The following is a 24,115-nucleotide window of genomic DNA, read 5'->3' as shown; positions in this document are numbered from 1 at the left end:
GGGACACGACTCTTGAACCCCCTCACGCGGAATGTTCGGAAATTTCGGACAAAAAAATCACCGGAACATCATTTCCGGTGATTCCAGTTCGTTTAAGCGCCGTTGAATTAGTCGGAGTAGGCCACGGCTTCGAAGCTTTCGGGCCCTACCCGGTTCGGAATGACCGTCAGTCCTCCAGGAATGCTGACGAAGGCCTGGTAGACGACAAATCCAGGGTTCGTCGTCAACAAATCGATGCCCGTTACGGTAATGACGTCGGTCGTCAGAAGCAACGTGCCTACCGGCAGCGACTCGGTAGCGGAATAGATGAGAGTGGATACCCCGTCAACCACCCGGAAGATCGTAATGGTTACAGGAGCTAGGACGGCAACGACAGCGCTCAACGTAACGGTTGCCGTGAAGTGAACGGAAAGATTCGGCCCTGCGGCGGCTGTGTTCAAGCCAAGCGTGCCGAACAAAGCAGGGGTTGTGCTGGCAGGGATGCTGACTGCACCTGCGGTGGAGACGTTTTGGGAAATCTGGCTATCTATCAAACGGTTTGGCATAAGGAATTCTCCCTCCTTTCATCCATAGATTATGCTAGAGTTTCGCATCATGCATGGACGAACCATCCAGTCTATTCATACAAAACCGGAAGAAGGGAGAAGCAGTAGAATTCGATATTATCCCATAATCGACAAAATCGGATGGATCGCGTTCCGGACGCGTTCCTGCGTCATGGCATATTCCTGCCGAATGAGATCCTGATACCGAAGCGTGCCCATCGCTTCGTGCCAACGGTAACCGACCAGCGCCTCATCGAGGTACGGGAACGATATGCCTGCCTGGATCGCCCTGATCCATAAATCCAGATCATGCGTATAAGGGAGGGACTCGTTAAACAATCCGATATGGTAAAACAGTTCTTTTTTCATGATCACCGTACAACCGTTGACCGGATTGTTGATCAGAAAAGTGCGGTAAAAGTCCGCCGTCCCGTGAAAAGCGAAACCGGCACGATGCTGTACGATCTGGCTTTGCCTATCGATATAATCGAAGTTGGTATGGGATATCCACGCCCCCCGTTCCAGCATAAACTGGATCTGGCGGTTGATTTTATCGTGGTAAAATATATCGTCGGAGCTGAGCCATGCGACATATTCCCCCGAAGCATACCGGATTCCGTGATTTAATGCGCTTGCGGTGCCGCCGTTGGCCTTTCCTAGATAATGGATATACGGCATGTACGGACCTAACCGGTCGGCATGCATCGTCGAACCGTCGTCGACGACGATAATTTCGATCGGCCTGTACGATTGCGTAAGCGCGCTTTGCACCGCTTGATCCACGTAAGGATCGTTGTAAAAAGGAATGACGATCGTAACCAGCGGTTTCATTTGGATCCTCCCCCTCCGGTGCGGAAATATTGAAGAATGTCCGTTATCGACCTCTCGATCGGAATGGACGGCTTCCAGCCGAGCGATTCCAAGCCCATCGGAACCTGCGAATCCCGCTCCTTGATGGAATCGTCCTCATCCCCCCACTCGACCGGGACATCGCTCCCCGAAGCCTTCATGAACAAAACGGCTATTTCCTCAAGCGTGCGTTCTTTGCCCGACGCGACGGTGTAGACCTCTCCCGGCGTTCCCTTTTCAAGCATGATGCCGTAAGCCCTGACGGCATCCCTGACGTCCAGAAAATCCCGCCGCGAGGCTCGCGACGAAATGCGGAAGGCTTTCATCGCCTCTCCTCTTTCCCATGCCGCAATGTAGCGGCCCAGCAAAGCGCAAAAGCCCGTCGACGGCCCGGGTCCGATCAAATTCGACGGCTCCGCCAACATGACCGGCTGCCCGAAGAGGCAGCTCCAGGACATGACGGCCGCCTTCTGCAGGCTTTTGCTTAAGCTGTACGGATGGGGCGGCCGATAAGGAGGGGTGAGGCTGAACACGGCTTTCGTTCCGGCGATCAGTACCCGGCACGCCGGAAACGGGCGAAGGGCATTCAGCAAATAAAGCGTCGGAAGCACGTTGGTTTCCATGTAGAGCAGCGGATCGGCCCAGGATTCGGGGACCGAGTTTTTCCCCCCGAGATGAAGGACATAGTCGGGAGCGATCTGCCGGGCAAGCTCTTCAAGCTTCCCCTTATCCATCAGATCGCAGGTATAGTATCTTACCCCGTCGATGGCCGGGAGTGCCTGGGTTTGCCGCACGATGCCGGCGACCTGCATGCCGAGCCCGGCAAAATACCGGCAGGCATGGCCGCCGGTAAATCCCGAAGCTCCGGTAATCATAATGACGCGCTTGCGGAGGGAAGCTCGTTCATCCATATCTTCAACTCCTTCAGCATGTCTCGGTAATGGGGGACGGCATAATCGATGTCGGCCCGCGTCGACACCAGCGTACGGTCCTGCACCGGTTGGTCGACAGGCAAAACCACGACGTCGCGAAGATCCCATATTTCCTGAAACAGCAGCAGCAAGTCATGTTTGCAGATCGGGACCGGGTGGGCCAGATGGATCAAACCCGACACGGAAGAATTCATGAAGCGATCGACGGCCTTCGCCAGCTCCAGCGTCGTCACGCCGTTCCACATGACGTTGCGGTAGCCGGTAACGGCTCCTTTTTGCGACATGAACCAATGCATGAGCCCGATGCCATGGCTTCGGATCTCGGGACCGATAATCGACGTCCGGATGGTCAGATGCCCTGGAGCCCGCACTTCGCCCAGCGCTTTGGTCATCGCGTACATGCTCGTTCCATCCGGCTGGTCTTCCTCCGTGTAGCCGCCCCGGGTTCCTTCAAAGACGCAGTCCGTGCTGATATGAATGAGGCGGGCACCGATCCGGTCCGCGGCCCGGCAGAGCCGGTGGGGCAAAAAGCCGTTGATATGATACGCATTGATCCGGTCGTCATCGGCATGATGGTTCAGGACGCCGATGGCATTGATCACGACATCGGGCCGGACGATATCCAGCAGCCGGTCGACCATGCACGGTTCGGAGGCGTCAAGGTAAAGTCCCCCGGGACTTCGGGCTTCCCGGGTGGTGTAGAAGACGTGATGTTTTTCCTGACGCCGAAAGTAATGAACCAGCATATGGCCCGCCATTCCGTTTCCGCCAAGAATAAGCAGTTTCATCACAGAAACCCTCCGCGCTGGAGAATGTTTTTGATCTCCTCTTTATTCATCAAATGATGGTTGGAGCTGAAGCTGCTGAATTCTACCGGTCTGCAGTGTTTGTAACGTTCCTTCAGCTCGGGCATATGAAGCGTCGGCAGGATGACGAGGTACTCTTCGTCGTATACCACCGTCGTCATGCTTTCGAAATCGCTCATCAGTATTTCGTGGATCTTCTCTCCGGGGCGGATGCCGGATTCCACGATGCTTACGTTTTCTTTGCCGGAGGCTTCGATCAGCACCTCCGCCAGGTCCACGATTCTGCAAGCAGGCATCGTCATGACGAAGATTTCCCCGCCGTAGCTTTCCTCCGCGGCCTTGAACAGCAGTTTAATCGCGTCCGGCAGCGTCAGGAAAAACCGGGTCATCTCCATGTCCGTAATCAGCACCTGGCCTTTGCTCCGGATTTGGTCCTTGAACACATGCACCACGGAGCCGTTTGTCCCAAGCACGTTGCCGCCGCGAACGGTAACAAAGCGGGTTTCGCTGTTGAGCAGATTCGCGTACACGACCAGCTTTTCGCCGATGGCTTTGGTCATGCCGTAAAAATTCGAAGGGTTGGCCGCCTTGTCGGTCGAGATGTAAAACACTTTCTTGACCTTGTTGTCGATGGCTGCTTCGATCACGTTTTGGGTGCCGATGACGTTGGTTTTAAGCGCTTCGTACGGCTGGTCCTCGCACACCGGAACATGCTTGAGCGCGGCAAGATGGAACACGTAGTCGATGCCTTGGCAAACGGCGGTCAGCGCCTCCTTGTCACGGATGTCCCCGATCCGAAAGCTCAGGCGCTTGTCTTCGAACGTCCGGCTCATCGCCACTTGCGACGATTCGTTGCGGGAGAACACGATCACCTCCCTCGGATTTTGCATAAGCAGCTGGGCAACCAATTCATACCCCCAGGATCCGGTCCCCCCAGTCACCATAATACGTTGATTTTCAAACATGCACTTTCCCTCCAAGCAGAAATTTAACTACCTTATCCGAGACGTTTTTGGCCAAATACCCTTCCGGGCAGACCCATTCCCGGTTCAAGCTGATCATCAGGTCCGCCGCGCGTGCGATATGCTTCGCTTCAAGGCCTGATACGATGTTGCTGCCGCAGTCGACGGTTTCCGGACGTTCGGTCGTATGCCGCATCGTGACGGTGGGGACCTGCATGATGCAGCATTCCTCCTGGACCGTTCCGCTGTCCGTCAATGCGCAGCAGGCGTGCCTTTCCAGCTTGACGAAATCGAAAAATCCGAAAGGCTCGTGGAATTCCACCAGCGGGTGCGTGCGCAAATCTTTCAGCCCCGCAATGCGGGAGGCCGTTCGCGGATGAATGCTGCAGATGAGCCGGCGGCCGTATTTTTCCGCGATCATGTTCAGCCCTTCGACGATTTGCCGCAGCCGTTCCGGATGATCCACGTTCTCCGCGCGGTGGGCCGTAACCAAAAAATATTCCTTCGGCTTCAGGGAGAGGCTGTTCAAAATGCGGCTTGCTTCGATCGAATCCTTGTAGTGCTCCATCACTTCATAGATCGGATTTCCCGTCAGCACGATGCGCGAGCTGGGAAAACCTTCGGCAAGCAAATGTTTTTTGCTCTGTTCCGTATACGGCATGTTGATCGAAGAGATCGCGTCGATGACCCGCCGGTTTTTCTCTTCAGGCACGCCCAGGTCAAAGCAGCGGTTGCCGGCTTCCATATGAACCACGGGATATCCGAGCCTTTCGGCAAGCACCGCGCACAGCGCGCTGTTGGTATCGCCAAGCAGAAGGATGGTATCGGGCTTCTCCTTTTCCAGAATCCGCTCCATTTGAAGGAACATGGACGACAGCTGTTCCCCAAGCGTTGCGGCTGCATCCTGCAAAACGTAATCCGGTGAGCGCAAGCCCATCTGCTTAAAAAAAATGCCGCTCAGCCTTTCTGCAAAATTTTGCCCGGTATGCACCAGCACATGCCGCTCTGCATACCGGTCCAGCTTAGGAAGGATGAGGCTGAGGCGGATAATTTCGGGCCGGGTGCCCAAAATCGTCATGATTCTCATAGCGTCCGTCCCCTACTTTCGTTTAATGGACTTGGAGCGACGTTTGGAACGTTTGCCTGCTCCTGCCTTTCTTTGGATCCGGCGTGCTCGAACCGCGGCCGCCGGTCTTCTTGCTTTCCTTGCATGTTTCCTTCTCCTGCCCGCCTTCCTTTTTGCCGGGGCAGCTTGCCCAGCCGGAGGCGGCGGAACGTTCAACGCAGGGACGCCCGCAGCGGATACGCGGCGGGAAACGTCCCCGCTCATCCAATCGGGGCATCCCCGCTGCAGCTCCTGAACGAATCCGTGAACCCGCTGCCGGTAGGTCTCCATGCCGTATGCCGTCCTCGCGGCGTTCGCGTTCATGCTTCCGGTATACTGCAGGAACTCCGGTTGATTGACAAGTTCGGATACCTTGGCCGCCAGCGCTCCATAGTCGCCCGTCGGAACCGCAAAATGACCGTTGCCCGTATTTTTCATCAGCTCGCCGAGACCACCCGAATCGAAGGATACGACCGGCTTGCCGCAAAGCATGCCTTCCAGCGCCGTCATCCCGAAACCTTCCTGCACCATGCTAGGAACGACAAGGATATCCATGGCGCTGTAAGCCGAATGCACCGATTCCACAAACGGGATGAAGCGGAAAGAATTTCGGTGGCCGGAATCATTCACTTCCTGAACGCAGCGGTCGTAATAGGACTGGTCGGCGGGTTTCCCGATCACGACAAACCGGCAATTCGGGTACGACGCCGCCAGAATTTTCGCCATGCGGATGAATTCAAGCAGCCCCTTTTCGGGATGGATAAAAGAAGAGATATAGCCGATGCAGATATGGGAGTCTTTCAGGCGGAGAATTTTACGATAGCCGTTCCGGATCAGCATTTGGGAAGGCTGCAAAAGCTCATTGTCCGCGGACGGGGGAAGCAGCGTGATCGGTTTGGAGACCGTTCCGCGAAAGACGCGGGCCGACGCCTCCGAAATCGCGATCAGGCAATCGCTGTACTTCTCTACCACGGCCGTGGCCGCAGACGTGTATGCCGTCGTTTGCATCGTTTCGGTTATTTTCCATAAGACCGGAATGCCAAGCAATTTGGCAGCCATGGCGGGCATCACGTTCACGATGGTATTGGTGAGGACGATGTCGGGAGCCGTCTCCGCCATGCAGCGGACAACCGAAGCAAAATCCGGATGGTACCGAAGCCCTTCCGCTTCCTGTTCGAGCCGTTCGCCGGGCTGATACATGCCAAAAAGCAAGGGGCAGGATTGGATTCGTACCGTCATGCCTTGTTTACGGGCAGAAGCCGTCAGCTTGCCTTCCTGCGGAGCGACCAGAATGCACTCGAAATAAGGCGCGATTTGAAGGCAGAACATCAGCAGGAGCTTTTCGGCCCCCGTGATGCTGCTTGTATTGCTGACATGGGAGAACAGCATCATCTTAGGCTTATACGTCATCATGGGCGTTGAGACCGCTGCAAAAAAGCACAGGGTACGATTCGCACCTCCTTTCACCCAAGTAATACAATATATTAGAAGTGAATCTGTACCGGCACGACATATGCTCCCCTCCAGATGTCCAAAAGTGGAGGGGAACCTCCCCTTTTACGGAAATACGATGGACAGCAATTGGTTCAAGCGATGGCCGTACGTATGCTCGCGGAGCGTGCGGTCCAGCGCGTTCAGGGCGATCTCCCTGCGCTCCTGCTCGTGATGGAGATAATATTGGATTTTGTCTAACAGCTCTTCCGGCGAGTTGTACGTTTCGATCTCCTTGCCGGGCGTATAAAGTTTGGCGAGGTCGCTTCGGGAATCGGTGAGCTGCAGCGTGGCGCAGGCGGAGATTTCGAACGTGCGCGGATTCGGGGATGCGGCGGGAATTTTTACGGCATTGTTGTTGACGGAATCATCTTCGTGGGAACGGTGAAGATTGATGACGATTTTCGAGGCGTTGTAAGCATCCGACGTTTCCTGCGGTCCCATCCATTTATTGACTTCGATCCGGTCCCGGTAAGCGGCAAAATTGGGCAGACGGTCCCACCAAATGCCGTTGATGAGCGTATTATACTGCATTAACCGGTCCATGATCGGACTCAGGAATTCGATCCGGTTCCAGTAGGCGGAACCGATGAAGCTGACGTCCCTGCGCTGCGGGGAAGGCGTTCTTGCCGGTTTGTAAAAATCCGGAAAAGCGGCGAAAGGCAGATGATAAACCTGCTTGCAGCCAAGCTGCTGGTAATATGGAATGCAGTTGGATTCCAATGTGAATACGTAATCGTAATGGTTGACGTTTTCCGTGGTCATATCCGTGTAATACGGATCATCCGTCAGCCAGACGGCCGTTTTGATCCCTTGGCGGCGGATATCGTCCAGCTGCTCGTTTTGAACAAACATGCCGTCCAGCACGAGAACGAGGTCCGGCATCAGTTGATAAGCGATTTCGCTGACCGGCTGGCCGGGCTCAATGACGGTGACTTGGGCAACCAGCCCGCGCAGCGTCGTCGAAATGGCTTCGTCCATCGGAGAATACGGGAACCCTTTCCCCGAGGCGACGTACAGGACATGAAGCTGGCGGAAAGGGAACGATTCCGTGTGGCTTTTGACGATATAGTCGGCCCGGCCCTTTAAATATCCCTCTTCGTATCCCCCCGAATAACCCGCCTCGCGTCCGCGCGCCCGCGCTTCTTCGGCCGGACTCGGCTGATAGTGGTGCACCATGTTCCGGTGTTTTACGATTGACATGTGACAACCCGCTCCTCTTTCTTTTTTTTTCAACAATTTTCAGACCTATCGAACTTCGGGGTTCGGTGCCCCGTCTTTGAATTAAGTTTTGGTTAAACATGCTCCAGCAGCGTTTTGATTCTCGAAACGAAGGAATGCTCTTTTCGCGTCGTCCATAAACCGCGCCATGCCAATTGTAAGCGCTCGTCGTCATGTGCCAGGTAATGGCTGATTTTGTCCTGCAGCTCTTTGACCGAACCGAAGGTTTCGATGTCGTAGCCCGGCCGGTAATGCGAATGCGTATCCTCCCGGATGTCCGTAATTTGCATCGTGCCGCAGGCGCTGATTTCGTACGTGCGCGGATTGATGGATTTGGCGCGGATGCGGTGGGTGTTCCGGTTGTCCTGCCCATACTCGTCCGGGCGATGGATATTGATGACGATTTTTGCACCGTTGTAATAGTTCACGGTCTCCTCCGGCGGAATGAACCCCAGGTGCAGGAACCGCCCGAGGATCCGGGTCTCCTTCAGCCTTTCCCAAAAACCGCCAGCGATCAGCACCTTTTTGTCTTCCAAAAACGGGGCCATTTCGTCGAAGATCGCGACCCTGTTCCAAAAGGCGTTGCCGATAAAGCAAATGTCGTACAAATGCTGGGGGGCCGGACGTTGGGGCTTAAACATGGCGGTGTTGACGGCCAGGGGCAAATAATGCACCTTCGCCGCGCCAAGTCCGCGGTAAAACGGGACGCAGCTGAGTTCATGGGTAAACACGATATCGTAGCCCGTGCACATGCGGGCCGTATCTTCCGTAAAATACGGATCATCCACGAACCAAATCGCCGTTTTGATCCCCATCCCCCGGATTCTGGCCACATCCTCCAGGTGATTGTCGGGGAATATGTGCAGCCCGTTCATGACAAGGACGAGATCGGGCCGTTCCTTGACGGCCAGCTCCAGCATTTTCGGGGCTTCCCCGACGATGCATTCCTTTACCAGGCTGCGGAGCGCCGAAGCAACTCCCTGATCAATGGCATGAAAGCCTTGGGGAACGTAAAGTATTTTCATATCCCGGAAATAGGGCGGCGGCGGCGGGACTCGTTTCTCGACGGCTTGACACATGCCGAGCCGGTAGCCGGCACCGTAACCGCTTCGGTAACCTTCGCTTTGTTCTGCAACATTTTTTTCCACAGCTCTCACCCTGCCTGTCGTAAAATAAGGTAGAATTCCGGCCGCATGTAACATGCGGAAAAGTGTTCCTATTTGCGGCTGATCTAAGCCGGCTCGGCATTCGCCGAAGGCTTATATCATTCTATAATGATAAATATATGCGGAAGAGGCACATGCATCATGGACGACTGCCTTTCGGGCGGGAAATTGGCGCGTATCACGTTTTACGGGCGCAAAAAAGCCTTCAACCCCATAGGTTTCCCATGGAGCGAAGGCTTGACTGTGTTCCTATCCCTGCTCATTTATTTCAGGATTTTGGCCAAATCCTCATTTCGATTGATAAGCGAGCTGATGCCCATCTTCATAGCCTTTGGCGAATCCGGCATTAAAACCTTCGTTGTAAGCTTCGTCGTATCCTTCATTATAAGCGACGTCCGGCGATTGCGGCAGCGAGCCCTGCTCTACCGGAGCCGGAAGGACGGGGTTACCCCACCCGCGTCTGCGCTTCCTGCGAAGGGCGCCAAGCCGGGAAAGCCGTCTTTTTCTGCCCTTGACAAGCCGGCGCGGCCTGGTTTTGTTCGCACGGAGCTTTCCCGTTCTTTGCGCTCGGGCCTTTCGGGCAACGAGAAGCTTCCGCCTCCGGGTGCCGGATCTCGCGGACCGGGAAACACGTTTCTTGGTCTTCATCCGTTATTCCTCCTGTTAGTTCGGTCATCGTGCATGCGGCAGTCGGGATGCGTTTAACCAGGGCGGCGCAGGAGTACCGCTGCGGGGGTGGCATAACGTGATTCCTTGCAGCATCTCGCACATGGCGGCTTGATACTGCGTGAGAAGACGGATGTTTTCGCTCAAACTCCGCGCGGACAATTCCGAATGGGAGGAAATATCCGCAATGCTGCCGAGAATCCGGGCAAGCGCCTGCTGGCTGCGCGCGATGGAGGCGATCAGCTCAAGCTTTGCTTCCTGTTCTCTTACGAAAAGACTCATTTTTCGATGTCTCCCATATCGAATCCCGGGCCGAACATGCCGTCCTCGCCGCCGAAGCCTCCTTCATCCTGAACGAGCACGGCTTTTAAATTGCTGCAAAGCCCGTTTTCGAGTTTGGTCAAACCTTCGAGCAGCTCGACGATTTGACCGTGAATTTGCAGCGGTTCGTTGAGCTGATGATCATGCGTTTCAAATGCATCCGCGGTCAAGTGGTTGATCGCCCAGTTCCGGACTTTCTCCGCCTCAACCGCCTTTGCCTCCAAAATCATCGCAATGTTCCACTGAATTTTGGATGCGGCGTCCAGCATATGCAAAAATGCCTGCTCCCTGCTCATCTGCAGCACTCTCCTATATCAAGTCTCCAATTACTCTTCCTCATGGCTGCCGAGCTCTTTCACGACATGATTCAGAGTCTCCGCGAGCGCTTCCTGAAGATCCGCGATACTTCCCAGATAGGCGATGATGCTTTTATTGATTTGCCCGGAGTTCTCGATCAATCCGCTAATCCCGTCGAATTCGGGATCGGCGTCCGGAAGGTCGTGAATGATCTGGGACATCCGGACGGCCATCTGCCGCTCGGCATCCAGAACCCTGGCCATCTGTTGATGGGAATGGGACATATGGATTAACATTTCATCGATTTTATTCTGCATGGTCGATTCCTCCTGTAGATGTTCCGCGAAAAGCCGCGAAGGCCCGCCCCTCCTGATCCGCTTCTGCCTGCTATATCTTATGCCGGCCGCCTACATACAGTTACGGGTAACCCGGCTCGCAGCCAAAAATTTATTACAGCACGGGGTTTTCGAGCACCGGGGGAGCGATGATCGGCAATCCGCGGGGGATCAAGCGCAGCTTTTCAGGCGGGAGATGAACGATGTTCCGCTCTTTCAGGTTCCAGCGCTTCAGGGCATAGTCCGATACGAAGGGCCGAACCGAACCTTGGCGCCACTGATAGACGGTTCCGTCGCCGCAGCTGACGATTTGCCCGTCGCTCAGCTCGCCTTCGGCGGGCCTAAGCAAAGCCAGCATCTCCTGTTCCCCCATCGGCGCCTCTGCCGCCGGGATGCTGCGGAGATCCAGCCTGGACAACATCACCGACCGGATTCCCGCCTTCTCTTCCATTCCGCTGCACGGATGTTTTTTTCCTTCGCAGAGAACATACTGACGCCCCCCTTGATCCCGGATCAGCACTTGGGTGGGGAAAAAGTCGGCGGGCGAGCCGCAAGGCTCAGCCTCACCATTGGCACCGCGGTATCCAAGCTGCCGTGCCTCCTCTACCCACGCATGGGGATTCCCCCATTTCTCCGCATAATACCGCTCGTTATATCCTTGAACCGTTTCGAACCGTTCCCGTCCCAGATTCTTCATGCTAACGCTGCCGAAATGATGGATGAACGCATCGCCCGCAATGACGAGCTTAAGGCCGCACAGCCGGATTCGGATCATCCAGTCGTCATCCTCGTAATTTCCGACGCGGAAGCCTTCATCGAAATAACCGACCCGCTCCAGCAGCTCCTTCCGGAAAAGCACGCAAAATCCGACGATCCTGTCGGTTTGCCGCCATTTGGACGCATCCGGCCGGCTGAAGGCAGCCGCAAACTCCCACATCTGCTCCACGTCGTTATAGGGCACCGGGATCTGCTGCTCGCCGCTGATGTAATTCGTCACCGGTCCTACGGCGCCGATTCGGGGGTCGCTTTCCAGGCAGCGCAGCATATGGGTAAGCCAGCCTCCCGTGACCAGCGTATCGTTGTTCAAAATGACGATGGTGTCGCCTTTGGCCATCATGAGCCCTTGATTCACGCCGCCGGCGAACCCCCGGTTGGTTTCCAATCGTTTGTACCGCAGCCGGCCCGCTTTTCGATTCAAATAGGCTTCCGTCCCGTCCGTCGAACCGTTATCGACGACGATGATTTCGTATGGTTCGGCCGTGTGCGTTTCGATGCTGTCGATGCAGCGGGACAGGTAATCCAGCTGGTTATAGCTGGGAATGACGATGCTTGTGCCGTGGAACGGGCGTCCGAACGCTTCTCTGCCTTGGGCAAGCCCCTGTTCGTAGCCCCGCTCGAACCCGGCTTGGTAACGCAGGGCGGCATCCTTCGCCCGGACGCCGTTTTTTTTCCTGTTCATAGATCAACCCTCCTCGCCTGGCATGATGTCCGCCGGTGCCGGGCACCGGCCGTCTTACGATGCGTTGTCATCGTAGGTCAGCTCGCCGGAAATGAGCTTATCGGCCAAATGGCCGAAATCGAGCGCTACTTTGCCAAGCTCCGCGGCGATGGTTTGGCAGATCACGACCGCGGGAATCCCGCTTGCAACCAGCGCGATATCGAACGTATGCTGCGCCGTCGCCGCAAGCGCGCCAGGAACGTCCCTGAACCCGTTGACGGGGGCGACCGTCCCCGTAATATGCACACCTGAGGCGGAAAGGACTTCAGCCAACGGTTCTGCCTTGTTGCCGATGACCAGCACTTGCCTGTTTCGCAGCAGCGGTTGAAGCAGCTTATGCTCATGAAGCGCATAATTTATGGTTGAGATGGTGAAACGGTGCGGATCATGGCCGATGCCGTAATAACGGAGAACCGGAAACAGCAGGCCCTGATAAGTAGGCAACCGCGACGCCGGAATGCCGATGATGTCCGCTCCCCGGACGGCTTCCGCCAGCCGATCCCTCGCCTCGTAATCCGGAAGGGTGATCCCGGCTCGGGTCAGGAACGGACCCGCCGCCTTGGCATGCGCCAGCGGAAGCACGGTGTCGTGGGCCAAAGCAAGCAGCTCCCCGTCCCCCAGCCGAACGACCGACAACGGTTTTTTTAAGGCTAACGATTGTTCGAGGCGAACATGAACCTCCTCCGGTTTCAAAAGCGGCTGAAGCCGGGGCAAAAAACGCTGTAATCCAGCCTCCATCACCTCTTTGGCCGAGACGCCCGGGAGGATCGTGTACGGCGGAAGCAGCGACGTCATCTCCTCTTCCGCTCCGGTCGCGGCGCCCGCCTTGTAACCTGCGTCAAATCCTTTGGCGTACGCCGACTCTTCGGCTTGGTCCGTTCGCCAATCCTGCACCTCCCCCGTGCCGGGCAAGTTGAGTTCTTGAGTGTACGCTGCTGAAAAATCGGCCATTCGCCTGCGCCGATGAGAGAGCGGGGCCGCTTTTCTCCAGGGGCTGCGTCCGCGTCTTGCATGCCGCTTGCCGGATCGGGCGGCCGCCCGTACGCCGTTTCTTCGCCTTTTGGCGCTCCTGACACGAGCAGCCTTCTTCCCTAAAGGAACGAAGGCTGCCGTGGTATGATATGGCCGTGTCATGGAATCATCCCCTTCATGCGCCGCCCGGCTTCCTGCAGCGATTCGAAGGTGCCTGCGTCGCTCCACCATTTTTGGAGAATGTCGTATTCCAACTTTCCTTCCGCTGCATACACGTTATTCACATCCGTAATTTCAAGCTCCCCGCGTTCCGAGGGATGAATTTGCGAGATGATATCGAATACGGCCGTATCGTACATATATATTCCGGTGACGCAATAAGAGGACTTGGGCTGCGCGGGCTTTTCTTCGATTTTGGCGATCAGTTCCTTGTTTTTTTCGTCGAAAACGGGGACTCCGTAACGTCTCGCATCTTTCACCTGCTTTAAGAGGACTTTGGCCGTTCCCTCGGGCTGGCGAACAAAGCCGTCAACGAACGGCTTCAAATCATCCATAAACAGATTGTCGCCGAGCAGCACGACAAAACGTTCTCCTTCCGCCACAAATCCCCGGGCCAATTCCAACGCCTCGGCGATGCCGCCCGCCTCTTCTTGAATCCGGTAGGTCAGACGGACCCCGAATTCCTTGCCGCTGCCCAAAAAGTCCGTGTACAACCCGGCGGACTGCTTGCCTATCACCATCAATATATCGGTAATCCCTGCTTGGCGAAGCCTCTCCAAGCCGTAGAGGATCATCGGGTACTTCCCTACCGGAAGCAAATGCTTGTTGATCAGCCGGGTCAGCGGGTACAATCTGGTTCCTGTGCCGCCTGCCAATACGACGCCTTTCACTGCACTTTCCCTCCTTCGGGTTCGGTTTTAGTGTTCTTCGATAAACTGGCGCGGATCAAAATGCCATTTTTCGATAAACAACCGGTAATTTCGTTCGATCAATGCCTGCAGCTGCTCCGGCTGCGCTTGTCTGAAGCTGACGCTTCCCCGGTGATGCACGAGCACGTCCCTGCAAATCAGCAAACGGTAGCCCGCAAGCCGGGCCCGGTGACAATAATCGTCGTCTTCATAGTGGCCGGGGGAAAACGCTTCGTCAAAATAGCCGATCCGGTTCACCACTTCCCTTTTGATAAGCAGGCACATGCCGATGATCCGCTTGACTTCGAGCCAACGCCCCGGATCCGGACGGTTGTTTTCGAAGGCGATCCGCTGAAATTCGGACAGGTCCTGAAAGGCGATCTCCACCTTTTGAATTCCGCTTGCCTCGTTGGTGACCGGCCCGACGAGCCCGATGTCCGGGCGGCTGTCGGCGGCGGCAAGCAAATTGCCGAGCCAGTTTTTCGTAACGGTCACGTCGTTGTTCAACAGGAGGAGATACTCCCCGCGGGCTGCCTTCATCCCGAGATTGCAAGCCTTGGGAAATCCTTCGTTGGCCGGCAGGGATATAAAAACGACGCCTTCCCGGACGCAATATTCATCCGTGCCGTCGGTGGACGCGTTATCCACGACGATAATTTCGTATGGAACATCGGTGTATTCGCGGATCGACTCGATGCACGAGACGAGCATATCCAAGCCGTTGAAGGTGGGAATGATAATGCTGGTCAAACCCCGTTCCCTTTTCACATCGCATTCCTCCGCATCGCGACGTCCTTGCGGGACAAAGGGGGCTTCAGGCCGGAAACTCCCCTCCGTCTCAGCACTTCTCCAAGCGCTTCCGCATGGTCGCCGATAATCATGCCTGCAACGCTGTTGCCCCTGCCCGTGTTGCCTGCCCGCCTCCGGTTGCCCGAAAAGACGTCTACGGCATGCACCGCCTCCACGCGGTACCCTTCAAGCACCGCTATCGCTTGCGCTTTCGGCGGAACGGACAAATGGCGCGGATCCAACTGCCGGAGAAGCCGCCCGGACAGGGCATGCGGCACGGCGGTCATGGAATTTGCGCCCAAATCCCCCCGGGAAAGAACGGCATTCAAAAAGCTTTTGCAGCGCGTGACCTCATCCTGATCGGCGAACAAGGGCAAAAATCCGTTAAGGTCATTCAAGGCCACGTCGCACCCTGCGTCAACGGCATATAAAAAGGGCGCCAGATCCTCCGCGGCGATGGCCATGTCGCCGTCGCAGAACAATACGATGTCCGCTTCGGCGAGCTTGGCGCCGAGGCTCCGGCCTACGTCGTGCCCCAGCAGGTCCGGATAATACGCGACCGTTACCCGGCGGTGCTTCCGGGCAAGCGCGTAACTGCGGTCCCGGCATCCGTTCAGCACGACGATGATCTGCCGGAGCGGCAGCCTTTCCAGCTCGCGCAGCACGGCATCGATGCTGTCCTCTTCGCTGCTCGCGCACACCACCGCAGCCGCGCTCCCGCGCAGCGGAAGCGGAATCCCCCTGTCCTTGCGCCCGGCGGCATCGGAGTAACCTTGCGCGTAGGCTTCCGACAAACGTTTCATTCTGGCGTAACCCGGTTTTTCTTTTATGCTTTCGTTCATCCATTCCGCAAACGATTGCTGAAGCGCGGAAGCATGGAACGCCGAGGCTCCGGAATCCGGCGGGGCGGCGTTTCCGGCTTTCCAGCCGGCGCTCGCCGCGCGGCGCAGCCACGGGTCCCTCCGGGTTCCTCCGCGGTAAACCGATGAACGCTTTTTCGTTATGGATACGCGATGTTTCCTTTCGGGGCGGCGGGACCGCCCGCTATTCCGGCGTTTTCTTGTCGACCGGCCCGTTCCTGCACCCATGCCCTTCACCTCCCCACCCTGTCTCTATCCCGGCCCAGATCGGTGAACCCGGCCCTGGAATCCGTATGGGATAAATACCATTCCATCGCCCGCAAATGGTCGTCGATGACGATCTGCTGCAGCGGATCCTGCCCGTAATGTTTGCCCCTGCGCCGGTTCATCCTTCCGACTGGAACTTCGTGAACGGCAGCTACCTTAAGGCCGCTCCGTACGGCGATCGCCTGGGCAAGCGGGGGAACGGAAAGATTGCTTGCTTCGATGCAATCGGCGGCTTTGCGGCTGATCGCATGCGGAACGGTGGTCATCGAGGCGCCGGACAAATCGGGGCGCCCCAAAAACGTGTTCAGCGTATGCTTGGCTAATACGACGGGATGGGGATGTCGCAGGCGGACCGGCCCGCCGTAACGGTTCAACGCGACATCCGTCCCGTTTAGCACCGCAGTCACAAACGGTTTAAGATCCGAACCGCCGATTCTGATGTCGGCATCGACAAACAACAACGCCCGACCCGCGGCCGCGGCGGCGCCAACGGCCCGGCCCGCGTCGTGTCCAAGCGGCTCGTCGTAATGCAGGACCCGGGCTCCCATCGCTGCGGCAATCTCCTCCGTTCGGTCGGTACAACCGTTAGCGACGACGATCACTTCGCAGGACTCGTGGACCTTCCAGGCTTCCCTGATGACGTGGCCGATGGTCCTTTCCTCGTTCATTGCCGGGATAATGACCGATACGACCGGGCTCCCGCATGTCCTGCGCGTCAAAAAGCTTGGAACGGTGCGGCTGCTTCTCCTCCGCCGCGGCCGATTTGTAGTTCGTATTCGTCCAGATGGCTTGTGCATGCGGGCATACTCCCCCTGTTCGAGTCGGCTGATATTCCTTAAGTATCCTATGCGGCGGCCACAAGAGCGGACGCGGCGTTTGTGCATGTTTGCTTCGCTCCGCAGCGGTTGAGCGGCAACGGCTCGCGTGGCCTCAAACGGCAAAAAGAGCCGGATCAAGGTCCTTCCAACCTTGACCCGGCTCGCATCATGTCCGGCTTTGATTACATCGGGGCGCTGCCGACGGCAATCCAGGAAAGGAATCCGAACGTTTCGGCCCCGTTTTGGCGGCGAACCACTTCAATGAACGCGGTATCCTCCCGTTGGGTTTTCAATACGGCATAAAAATCAGGGTGGTTGCACATCGCCACGATGACGTACTGGTTGCTTGGGTACGGCTCCTGCAGCATGACGGGGACTTCGACCTTCGTCTCGCCTTCCCCGATGCGGAAAGAGGTCATTCCGCACTGCTGCACGGTCGGCACCCGCGATGCGCTTCGAACCGGAGCGAAGGCCAAATGGGCGGCCGTCACCGATTGATCGGCCAAATGCCTTGCCTCAACGGATTGGTCCTGAAGATGGTTCCCGTTCACGGCCCCCGGCTGCAAATGCCATTCCTGAACGCTTTCGGCCTGCAAATGAAGCGAACGGATCGACTCCGGCTGAATATGGGTGGCGGATATCGCGCCGGGCGCGACCTTGGCCGAATGCACCGCGCCGTCGCGGAGCGCTTCGCCGTGCACGGCGCCGGGTACCAAATGCCGGGCTCCGATCGCTCCGGATTGGATATGGACGCTTCCGACCGAAGATTCCGCCAGTTTTTCGAACGTGACCGCCTCGTTGCCCAAAATCTCCGTGCTCACGGCCCCGCTGGCGAGATGCCGCTCGCTGACGACGCCCGGCTGCAGATGGTCTTCGCCGACCGATTCGGCGGCCAAATGCATGTAGTCGACCGCCCCCGGTGCGAGATGCCACTTTTGTACCGATTTTTCCTGAAGCTGAGCCGCGGATACCGACCCTGGCAGGATGTGCCCGTGCCCGATCGAACCGGGCGCAATTTTATCCCCGGTGACGGCTTCCTCCTGCAAAGCATCACCCGATACGGCCCCGTAAGCAAGATGCCGCTCCGTGATGATTCCTTCCTGCAGATGGCCGCCGCCGACGGCTTCCGGCGCGAGATGGGAGAAATTGACGACGCCGTCCCCCAAATGCCGTTCTTGTATAGAGCCAGACTGCAGATGGTAAGCCCCAACCGAGTCCTCTGCCAGCTGATGGCTTCCGATCGACTCGAAGGCAATTTTGCTTCGCGTTACGGCACCGTCCTGGATCGCCCCGCCGTAAACGGAGCCTTCGCTCAGATGCTCCGCTCCGACGCATCCGTTTTGGAGCTGCTCCGGTCCGACGGAATCCTCGGCCAAATGGCGCGATACGACGGCATTCGGCGCGATATGCCGCTGCTGAATGCTTTTTTCGTGAAGATGGATGGAACGAACGGCCTCTTGCTGCAAATGCACGCTTGCTACCGACTCTGGCGCCAAATGCTGGGCGGCAACGGAACCGCCTTGGATCGCTTCCGATCCGACCGAACCCACGCTAAGGTGACGTTCCTGCACGATCCCAGGCTGCAGCTGTTCCGATCCGACTGACTCCGCTGCTAAATGCCGGTATTCCACCGCGCCGTCTTCGATCGCTTCTGATCCGACCGAACCGACGCTAAGGTGACGTTCCTGCACGATCCCAGGCTGCAGCTGCTCCGATCCGACTGACTCCGCCGCCAAATGCCGGTATTCTACCGCGCCGTCTTCGATCGCTTCCGCGCCTACCGATCCGACGCTAAGGTGACGTTCCTGCACGATCCCCGGCTGCAGCTGTTCCGATCCGACTGACTCCGCCGCCAAATGCCGGTATTCTACCGCGCCGTCTTCGATCGCTTCCGATCCGACTGATCCGACGCTAAGGTGACGTTCCTGCACGATCCCAGGCTGCAGCTGCTCCGATCCGACTGACTCCGCCGCCAAATGCCGGTATTCCACCGCGCCGTCTTCGATCGCCAGGGAATGGACGGCCCCCTCGGCCATATGTTCCCTTCCGACCGCGCCTCTGGCAATTTTGGAAGAGAGGATGCTGCCGTCCGCCAGCTTCTCCGGCGTGACAGCCGAATCTTGGAGTTTATCCGTGGCGACGCTTTCGGGCGCCAGCTTCAGCGAAGTGACCGCATGATCGGTGAGATGGACATGGGTCACGATGGCAGGATTCAAATGTCTCGTCTGGATGCTGCCTGGGGCCAATCGGTCCGACGTGACCGCTTCCCTGCCGAGAATGTCCGTGTTGACGATCCCGGCCTGAAGATGTTCGGCCGCAATCGCTCCCGCGCCGATATGGCGGGATTGGATCGCTTCATCCGCAAGGGCATCGGGCGAGACGCTCCGGCCTGCGAGATGGCGGCTGCCCACGGCTCCTGCGCGGATATGTTCCGCCCCGATGCTCTCTGCCGCGATCGTTTCCCCACCGACGGAGTTCGGGGCGAGCTTGCTTGCGGTAACGCTCGCATCCCCTAGCTTCTCGGTCGTTACGGAAGCGGACTGCAGTTGGCCGGCTCCGACGGCTCCTTCCGAAATATGCTTTTGTTCCACGGCCTGGTCGCCTAAATGGATGTTCTGAACGGAGGCCTGCCGCAAATGCCTTGACTCCACGCTGTTGTCCGCCAAATGTTCCCCGCCAACCGCGCCCTGGCGGATTTTGGCGGAGAGGATGCTGCCGTCCGCCAGTTTGTTGGCCGTGATGGCCAAGTCTTGAATTTTGTCCGTGGCGATGCTTTCGGGCGACAGCTTTAATGAAGTGACCGCATGATCGGCGAGATGGACATGGGTCACGATGGACGGATTCAGATGTCTCATCTGGATGCTGCCTGCAGCCAGACGGTCGGACGTGACCGCTTCCCTGCCGAGAATATCCGTGCCGACGATGCCGGGCTGGAGATGTTCGGCCGAAATCGCGCCGGGGCCGATATGGCGGGTCTCGACGGCTTTGTCTGCAATCGCGCCGGATTCCACGCTAAGCCCGGCAAGATGGCGGCTGCCGACCGCCCCTGCGCGGATGTGCTCCGACCCGATGCCCTCTGCCGCGATGACTTCCCCTCCGACAGAGCGGGGCCCGAGCTTGCTTGCGGTAACGCTCGCATCCGCCAGCTTCTCGGACGTAACGGAAGCGGACTCCAGTTGTCCCGTTCCGACGGCTCCCGCCGTAATATGATGTTGTTTCACGGCCTGCCCGCCCAGATGGATGTCCTGAACGGAAGCCGGCTGCAATTGTCCGGACCCTACGCTGTTATCCGCCAAATGCCCCGCGGTAACGGCTCCCTGCCGAATATGGCGGCCGGAAACGGAATCAGGCGCAATCTGTCCTTCCTGTACGGCCCCCTGCCCCAAATGGCGCGTTTGGACCGCTTCGCTTGCGATTTTGCTCGGCAAAATGCTCTGATCGGCGATTTTGGAGGACGTGACGGTCTGATCCACGATATGGGCCGTGCTGACGGACTGCTCCTCCAGTTTCGAGGAGCCGATGCTTTGATCGCCAATGTGTGCCGCGGTAATTTCCCCCGCCCCGATATGCCGGCCTTGAATGGTGCCGTCCGCGAAATGGATGCCGAAAATGGATGACGGAGCTATGATGCCGCCGCCGATGGACCCCGGCTGAATATGGCTCGAGGTGACGGATCCCTCAGCCAGCTGGGCCGTGCCGATGCTTCCGGCCGCGATCTGCCCGCTTGAGATCGCACCGTCCGCAATCAGGTCGCCCGTCAGCGACCGTTCCCGGATGTGGATGCCTTCAAGCGTTCGTTCCTTGATCTTTTCCCCGGTAATTCCGCCGTCGCGCAATTTGGAGGCCGTGACCGCGCCGTCCGCCAGCTTTGAGGTGTCCACCGCACCGCTTACGAGATGGCGGGATTGGATGCTGGAGCCGGCGATTTTTTCCTCGGTGACGGCTTCATCCTGGATCAGCCGGCTCGAGACGACAAGCTCCGCGAGATGGCGCGTTTTGATCGAGCCGTCGGCGATTTTTTCCGATGCGATCGCTTGATCCTGCAGTTTGTCGGAGGTGATGCTGCCAGCACGGATTTTTTCTCCGCCGATCGATTGGTCCCTCAGCTTGCTTCCGCCGAACGCGCCGTCCGCCACATGGTCTTCGATGATCGAATACGCCGCGATTTTGGAGGACGTTACCGCCCCGTCGGCCAAATGGACATGGGTGACGGCATAATCGGCGATCGCTTCGCCATCGACCGCGCCGGGCTTCAGTCTGGACGAATCGACCGCGCGGAATGCGATTTTGGAAGTGACAACCGCTCCGTCGCTCAAATCCTCGGCATAAATAAAGGGCTTCGCCGACTCCGGCAGCTTTTTCTCCGCAATCCATTCCTCGATCGTCTCCTGGGGCTCTAGAACGCTGATCCCAAGGGCCTCTGCCCCTGCATCCGGCGCTGCCGGAACTTCTTGCTGCTCAGCTTCATATTGCTGTTCTTCTGCCTCCGGCTCCACGGGGATCGCCGGCTCCGGCGGTGCCTCCGCAACGACCGATTTGATTTGAGCATGCGTTTCCTGGACTTTCGGTATAAGATCCAGTTTTGGTTTAGGTATCATTTCCAACTCATGAATATTCGGGTTATCCACGAAATAGCGGCGTCTGCCGTTTCTGTCGGGCTGTTTTTTACCCTTCTTTTTCAAGTACCCTCGCTCCCTTCCTGGCCGTAACATCCTTTGGCATCATATGCGCCCGGATGGGCCTTTGTCACAACGAGGCGAGCTTTTGCATCAGTTCATGCCATCTGGCGGCCGTCTGCTGCCATTGGAAGGACCGGGCGGCCCGCAAGCGCCCCGCTTGCCCCATTTCCCGCCGCAGCCGTTCATCGTTTAAAAGCCGGATCACGGCAGCGCCAAGCTGCTTTCCGAGGGAGGGAAGCGGCAGCACGATCCCGCTTTTCCCATTCTCTACGATTTCCGGGATCCCGCCGGCATCCGAAGCCACCACCGGAACCGCCGATGCCATCGCTTCCACGTTCACCAGGCCGAAGGCTTCGCCTTCCGCGGAAGGAACCGCCACGACATCGGCCAGATGGTACCAATACGATATCGCGGGGTACGGGACGAAGGGGATGAAGGTCACATGCCCGGGGTAAGGTTTTGCCAGCTCGTGAAGATACCGTTCATAAGGATGAGGCCTGCCGGATTGGTAATACGGGCTGCCGACGATCAGCACCATGACGTCCGGCACGGCCCGCACCAGCTCAGGTAGAGCGGCAAGCAGATGATGCACGCCCTTGATCGGCAGCAGCCTTCCGGCATACATGACGATCCGCCTTCCCTGCCAGCCCCTGTCCCTCAGTTTGGCTTCGCGAAGCGCCTCGGAGGACGGATTCCAGCGCGGGGTAAAGTCCTGGAGCCTGACTCCAAGCGGGTTGACGCTTATTTTATCCTGGAGCGCGGGATGGCGCGCGGTTACCTCATGCTTCAAATACATGCTGTTGACGACGATTCCGTCCAGCGGCTGCAGGACCCGGCCTGCCGACTCCCGATCCATGTACGGCGGCGAAATATAGGTAAGCGAATGAATGGATGACACCACCTTGCTGTCAGGCAAAGCTTCTTTAATCTTGCAGGCCAGAAGCGGACGGTTCTGCACGTCGACCACCCGCGGCCTCCACGCCGACAGGGCTTGGATCACGGCCGAAGCATAACGGGCGCCTCCGGGAAGGCGATGAACCGGGATCCCGCCGTCGATCGACCCGACGACAGGGCGTCCGGGCTCCCGGACTCCGTAAATTCTCGTATCGAAACCTGCCGGCACCATAGGGATCATCTGTTCCACCACCCGTTCCACGGAGCTGCTCCGTCCCGAAGGAATATAAAACGAACCCGGCGTTACGACGGCGGCTTTATGCTTTTCCACTTGCTGTCCCTCCTTCCCATCAGGTTGATGTGCCTGTTCGGTATATACATGCGACTGAACCTTCCCTTCTCTAGCCTATACAACCATGGGGGAGGGCGGTGACAAACGGGGAAGGCCCGAAGCCAAAATAGGCTGAAAACGAACGGACAAACGTCCCTTGCTGTCACGAAACCAGCGGCATAAACTATATCGACCGGAGGAACGCCATTCGGAAGGCACCGGCACCAAGTTTTACGCATCCTAAGAACACGGGCATCCGTGGCGAGAGTTGAAAAACGACGATAAAGATACAGGAGGGATGAAATGTGTGGTTTTCTTATGTCGGGATTCTGTTGAATGCGGCTGTGCACCGGGGAATTCCGCATGGAACAACCGGGCAGGAATCCCTATCGAACTATGATGAGGCCGCGCGGGTTTACGGTCTGATCCCCTGCTATATGCGGCTTCAGGATCTTGACCCGGACAACGGGCAGTGCAGCGCTTACGTGCTCAGGGACCATGCTTGGACGCTCGTGCGCATGCCGATCCCGCGCGTCATTCATAACCGGGCGATCTATCTGGACGCAGGGTCGCGGCAAAAAGTCGAATTCCTGCTCCGCCAGGGTTACGTTATCTTTAATGCTTTTAACCGCTATGGAAAAGATGAAATACATCATCTGCTCAAAAAAGACCCGCTGCTTGCGCCCCACCTCCCGGAAACGCAAAATGCCACATCCTCATCCATCACGGACATGATGCGGCATTACGACGATTTGGTCATGAAGCCCTGCGTCGGCAGCGTCGGCCGCGGCATATGGCGGCTCCGCCGGGCCGGGGCGGCCTGGAAGCTTACCTATTCCCCCAGCGGCCGATCCTCCGGCTGGAAAACGGTAACGCTGCATCAAAACCAGCTGCCGGCCATGCTGCGGAGACGGCTCGCGCGCATGCCTTACCTCGTACAGGAGCGCATCGCCCTGGCGGAGTACAAGGACCGGCCGTACGACCTGCGCGTTTCCGTGCAGCGGGGCATCAGCGGGCAATGGGAGATCACCGGTCTATATGCAAAGGCAGCCTCCTCCCGTACCTTCGTTTCAAACGTGGCGCAAGGGGGCCGGGCTTTTCCCGCCGAAACCGTCCTTGCCGAAAGCCTTCCCGGTTTGGCGCCCGATGTCGTCTTGACGGACGTAAAACAGCTTGCCCTGCGGATCGCCGCAAGATTGGAGCTGCATCTTCCCTGGGCGGCCGACTTCGGGCTCGACATCGGCTTGTCGAAAACGGGGAAACCTTATTTTATCGAATGCAACGGACGCGATCAGCGTTACGGCTTCCGGAAGGCCGGCCTGAACGGGCTGTGGAAGGAAACGTACCGCAAACCCATGGCCTATGCGCGTTATCTTCTTGGGGACTGATGCCCGCTCCCTCGT

The 24,115-nt window shown here is 57.6% G+C and carries 22 protein-coding genes; 1 reads left to right on the top strand and 21 read right to left on the bottom strand.

Annotated elements, in window-relative coordinates:
* Positions 1–107: 107 nt before the first annotated feature.
* The 21 genes from MKY58_RS05730 to MKY58_RS05630 all read right to left on the bottom strand — a co-directional run bounded on the left by MKY58_RS05730 (position 108) and on the right by MKY58_RS05630 (position 22,712).
* Positions 108–545 carry a hypothetical protein gene (locus tag MKY58_RS05730; protein ID WP_339323811.1) on the bottom strand — a complete coding sequence of 146 codons (438 nt, stop codon included), beginning with the start codon at positions 543–545 and terminating at the stop codon, positions 108–110.
* A gap of 117 nt (positions 546–662) precedes the next feature.
* Complete coding sequence (locus MKY58_RS05725; protein ID WP_339323810.1) at positions 663–1,376, bottom strand: glycosyltransferase; 714 nt, start codon at positions 1,374–1,376, stop codon at positions 663–665.
* The gene (locus tag MKY58_RS05720; RefSeq protein ID WP_339323809.1) at positions 1,373–2,305 is read right to left on the bottom strand and encodes an NAD-dependent epimerase/dehydratase family protein; all 933 of its coding nucleotides are present in this window, start codon (positions 2,303–2,305) and stop codon (positions 1,373–1,375) included. The genes MKY58_RS05725 and MKY58_RS05720 overlap by 4 nt, the downstream gene beginning before the upstream one ends.
* Positions 2,266–3,114 carry an SDR family oxidoreductase gene (locus MKY58_RS05715; protein ID WP_339323808.1) on the bottom strand — a complete coding sequence of 283 codons (849 nt, stop codon included), beginning with the start codon at positions 3,112–3,114 and terminating at the stop codon, positions 2,266–2,268. Before MKY58_RS05715 ends, MKY58_RS05720 begins: the two co-directional genes overlap by 40 nt.
* Positions 3,114–4,097, bottom strand: a complete 984-nt coding sequence (locus MKY58_RS05710; RefSeq protein WP_339323807.1) for a polysaccharide biosynthesis protein — start codon at positions 4,095–4,097, stop codon at positions 3,114–3,116. Before MKY58_RS05710 ends, MKY58_RS05715 begins: the two co-directional genes overlap by 1 nt.
* On the bottom strand, positions 4,090–5,181 hold the full coding sequence (gene wecB, locus MKY58_RS05705; RefSeq protein ID WP_339323806.1) for a UDP-N-acetylglucosamine 2-epimerase (non-hydrolyzing): 1,092 nt from the start codon (positions 5,179–5,181) through the stop codon (positions 4,090–4,092). Before wecB ends, MKY58_RS05710 begins: the two co-directional genes overlap by 8 nt.
* Before the next feature lie 12 nt (positions 5,182–5,193).
* A complete protein-coding gene (locus MKY58_RS05700; RefSeq protein ID WP_339323805.1) occupies positions 5,194–6,612 on the bottom strand; it encodes a glycosyltransferase family 4 protein in 1,419 nt (472 codons plus the stop codon).
* A gap of 144 nt (positions 6,613–6,756) precedes the next feature.
* Positions 6,757–7,869: a glycosyltransferase gene (locus MKY58_RS05695; protein WP_339325064.1), complete on the bottom strand. Its 1,113-nt coding sequence runs from the start codon at positions 7,867–7,869 to the stop codon at positions 6,757–6,759.
* 116 nt (positions 7,870–7,985) lie between these two features.
* Entirely contained in the window at positions 7,986–8,990 is a 1,005-nt protein-coding gene (locus MKY58_RS05690; protein ID WP_339325063.1) for a DUF3880 domain-containing protein, read from the bottom strand.
* Between the two features lie 375 nt (positions 8,991–9,365).
* The gene (locus tag MKY58_RS05685) at positions 9,366–9,725 is read right to left on the bottom strand and encodes a hypothetical protein (RefSeq protein WP_339323804.1); all 360 of its coding nucleotides are present in this window, start codon (positions 9,723–9,725) and stop codon (positions 9,366–9,368) included.
* A 24-nt stretch (positions 9,726–9,749) separates the two neighbouring features.
* Entirely contained in the window at positions 9,750–10,025 is a 276-nt protein-coding gene (locus tag MKY58_RS05680; RefSeq protein WP_036714360.1) for a hypothetical protein, read from the bottom strand.
* Positions 10,022–10,360, bottom strand: coding sequence for a restriction endonuclease subunit S (locus MKY58_RS05675; RefSeq protein ID WP_339323803.1), 339 nt, complete (start codon positions 10,358–10,360; stop codon positions 10,022–10,024). Before MKY58_RS05675 ends, MKY58_RS05680 begins: the two co-directional genes overlap by 4 nt.
* Before the next feature lie 30 nt (positions 10,361–10,390).
* Positions 10,391–10,678: a nucleoside-diphosphate sugar epimerase gene (locus tag MKY58_RS05670; protein WP_339323802.1), complete on the bottom strand. Its 288-nt coding sequence runs from the start codon at positions 10,676–10,678 to the stop codon at positions 10,391–10,393.
* A 133-nt stretch (positions 10,679–10,811) separates the two neighbouring features.
* Positions 10,812–12,155: a glycosyltransferase family 2 protein gene (locus MKY58_RS05665; RefSeq protein WP_339323801.1), complete on the bottom strand. Its 1,344-nt coding sequence runs from the start codon at positions 12,153–12,155 to the stop codon at positions 10,812–10,814.
* Between the two features lie 54 nt (positions 12,156–12,209).
* The gene (locus tag MKY58_RS05660; RefSeq protein ID WP_339323800.1) at positions 12,210–13,328 is read right to left on the bottom strand and encodes a GT-D fold domain-containing glycosyltransferase; all 1,119 of its coding nucleotides are present in this window, start codon (positions 13,326–13,328) and stop codon (positions 12,210–12,212) included.
* Positions 13,325–14,056, bottom strand: a complete 732-nt coding sequence (locus MKY58_RS05655; protein WP_339323799.1) for a sugar phosphate nucleotidyltransferase — start codon at positions 14,054–14,056, stop codon at positions 13,325–13,327. The genes MKY58_RS05660 and MKY58_RS05655 overlap by 4 nt, the downstream gene beginning before the upstream one ends.
* A gap of 27 nt (positions 14,057–14,083) precedes the next feature.
* Positions 14,084–14,842, bottom strand: coding sequence for a glycosyltransferase family 2 protein (locus tag MKY58_RS05650; RefSeq protein ID WP_339323798.1), 759 nt, complete (start codon positions 14,840–14,842; stop codon positions 14,084–14,086).
* Positions 14,839–15,951, bottom strand: a complete 1,113-nt coding sequence (locus MKY58_RS05645) for a glycosyltransferase family A protein (protein ID WP_339323797.1) — start codon at positions 15,949–15,951, stop codon at positions 14,839–14,841. Before MKY58_RS05645 ends, MKY58_RS05650 begins: the two co-directional genes overlap by 4 nt.
* A gap of 5 nt (positions 15,952–15,956) precedes the next feature.
* Complete coding sequence (locus tag MKY58_RS05640) at positions 15,957–16,787, bottom strand: glycosyltransferase (protein WP_339323796.1); 831 nt, start codon at positions 16,785–16,787, stop codon at positions 15,957–15,959.
* A 203-nt stretch (positions 16,788–16,990) separates the two neighbouring features.
* Complete coding sequence (locus MKY58_RS05635) at positions 16,991–21,490, bottom strand: WIAG-tail domain (RefSeq protein ID WP_339323795.1); 4,500 nt, start codon at positions 21,488–21,490, stop codon at positions 16,991–16,993.
* A 64-nt stretch (positions 21,491–21,554) separates the two neighbouring features.
* On the bottom strand, positions 21,555–22,712 hold the full coding sequence (locus MKY58_RS05630; protein WP_339323794.1) for a glycosyltransferase family 4 protein: 1,158 nt from the start codon (positions 22,710–22,712) through the stop codon (positions 21,555–21,557).
* Between the two features lie 305 nt (positions 22,713–23,017).
* On the opposite strand from MKY58_RS05630, the gene MKY58_RS05625 reads away from it, so the two are divergent.
* On the top strand, positions 23,018–24,100 hold the full coding sequence (locus MKY58_RS05625; protein ID WP_339323793.1) for a YheC/YheD family protein: 1,083 nt from the start codon (positions 23,018–23,020) through the stop codon (positions 24,098–24,100).
* The last annotated feature ends 15 nt before the right edge of the window (positions 24,101–24,115 follow it).

Source organism: Paenibacillus sp. FSL W8-0194, from assembly GCF_037969745.1.
GTDB classification, from domain to species: Bacteria; Bacillota; Bacilli; order Paenibacillales; family Paenibacillaceae; genus Paenibacillus_AQ; species Paenibacillus_AQ cookii.
The sequence above is the reverse complement of the archived record's forward strand: the minus strand, read 5'-3'. Positions and strand labels throughout refer to the sequence as shown.

Bases quoted from the DNA above. Each gene is read 5' to 3' on its own strand.
- MKY58_RS05645 (WP_339323797.1), bottom strand. From the start codon at position 15,951: ATGGGTGCAGGAACGGGCCGGTCGACAAGAAAACGCCGGAATAGCGGG.
- MKY58_RS05700 (WP_339323805.1), bottom strand. From the start codon at position 6,612: ATGATGACGTATAAGCCTAAGATGATGCTGTTCTCCCATGTCAGCAAT.
- MKY58_RS05710 (WP_339323807.1), bottom strand. From the start codon at position 4,097: ATGTTTGAAAATCAACGTATTATGGTGACTGGGGGGACCGGATCCTGG.
- MKY58_RS05685 (WP_339323804.1), bottom strand. From the start codon at position 9,725: ATGAAGACCAAGAAACGTGTTTCCCGGTCCGCGAGATCCGGCACCCGG.
- MKY58_RS05680 (WP_036714360.1), bottom strand. From the start codon at position 10,025: ATGAGTCTTTTCGTAAGAGAACAGGAAGCAAAGCTTGAGCTGATCGCC.
- MKY58_RS05665 (WP_339323801.1), bottom strand. From the start codon at position 12,155: ATGAACAGGAAAAAAAACGGCGTCCGGGCGAAGGATGCCGCCCTGCGT.
- MKY58_RS05660 (WP_339323800.1), bottom strand. From the start codon at position 13,328: ATGACACGGCCATATCATACCACGGCAGCCTTCGTTCCTTTAGGGAAG.
- MKY58_RS05675 (WP_339323803.1), bottom strand. From the start codon at position 10,360: ATGAGCAGGGAGCAGGCATTTTTGCATATGCTGGACGCCGCATCCAAA.
- wecB (WP_339323806.1), bottom strand. From the start codon at position 5,181: ATGAGAATCATGACGATTTTGGGCACCCGGCCCGAAATTATCCGCCTC.
- MKY58_RS05730 (WP_339323811.1), bottom strand. From the start codon at position 545: ATGCCAAACCGTTTGATAGATAGCCAGATTTCCCAAAACGTCTCCACC.
- MKY58_RS05725 (WP_339323810.1), bottom strand. From the start codon at position 1,376: ATGAAACCGCTGGTTACGATCGTCATTCCTTTTTACAACGATCCTTAC.
- MKY58_RS05640 (WP_339323796.1), bottom strand. From the start codon at position 16,787: ATGCACAAGCCATCTGGACGAATACGAACTACAAATCGGCCGCGGCGG.
- MKY58_RS05715 (WP_339323808.1), bottom strand. From the start codon at position 3,114: ATGAAACTGCTTATTCTTGGCGGAAACGGAATGGCGGGCCATATGCTG.
- MKY58_RS05670 (WP_339323802.1), bottom strand. From the start codon at position 10,678: ATGCAGAATAAAATCGATGAAATGTTAATCCATATGTCCCATTCCCAT.
- MKY58_RS05695 (WP_339325064.1), bottom strand. From the start codon at position 7,869: ATGGTGCACCACTATCAGCCGAGTCCGGCCGAAGAAGCGCGGGCGCGC.
- MKY58_RS05690 (WP_339325063.1), bottom strand. From the start codon at position 8,990: ATGTGTCAAGCCGTCGAGAAACGAGTCCCGCCGCCGCCGCCCTATTTC.
- MKY58_RS05720 (WP_339323809.1), bottom strand. From the start codon at position 2,305: ATGGATGAACGAGCTTCCCTCCGCAAGCGCGTCATTATGATTACCGGA.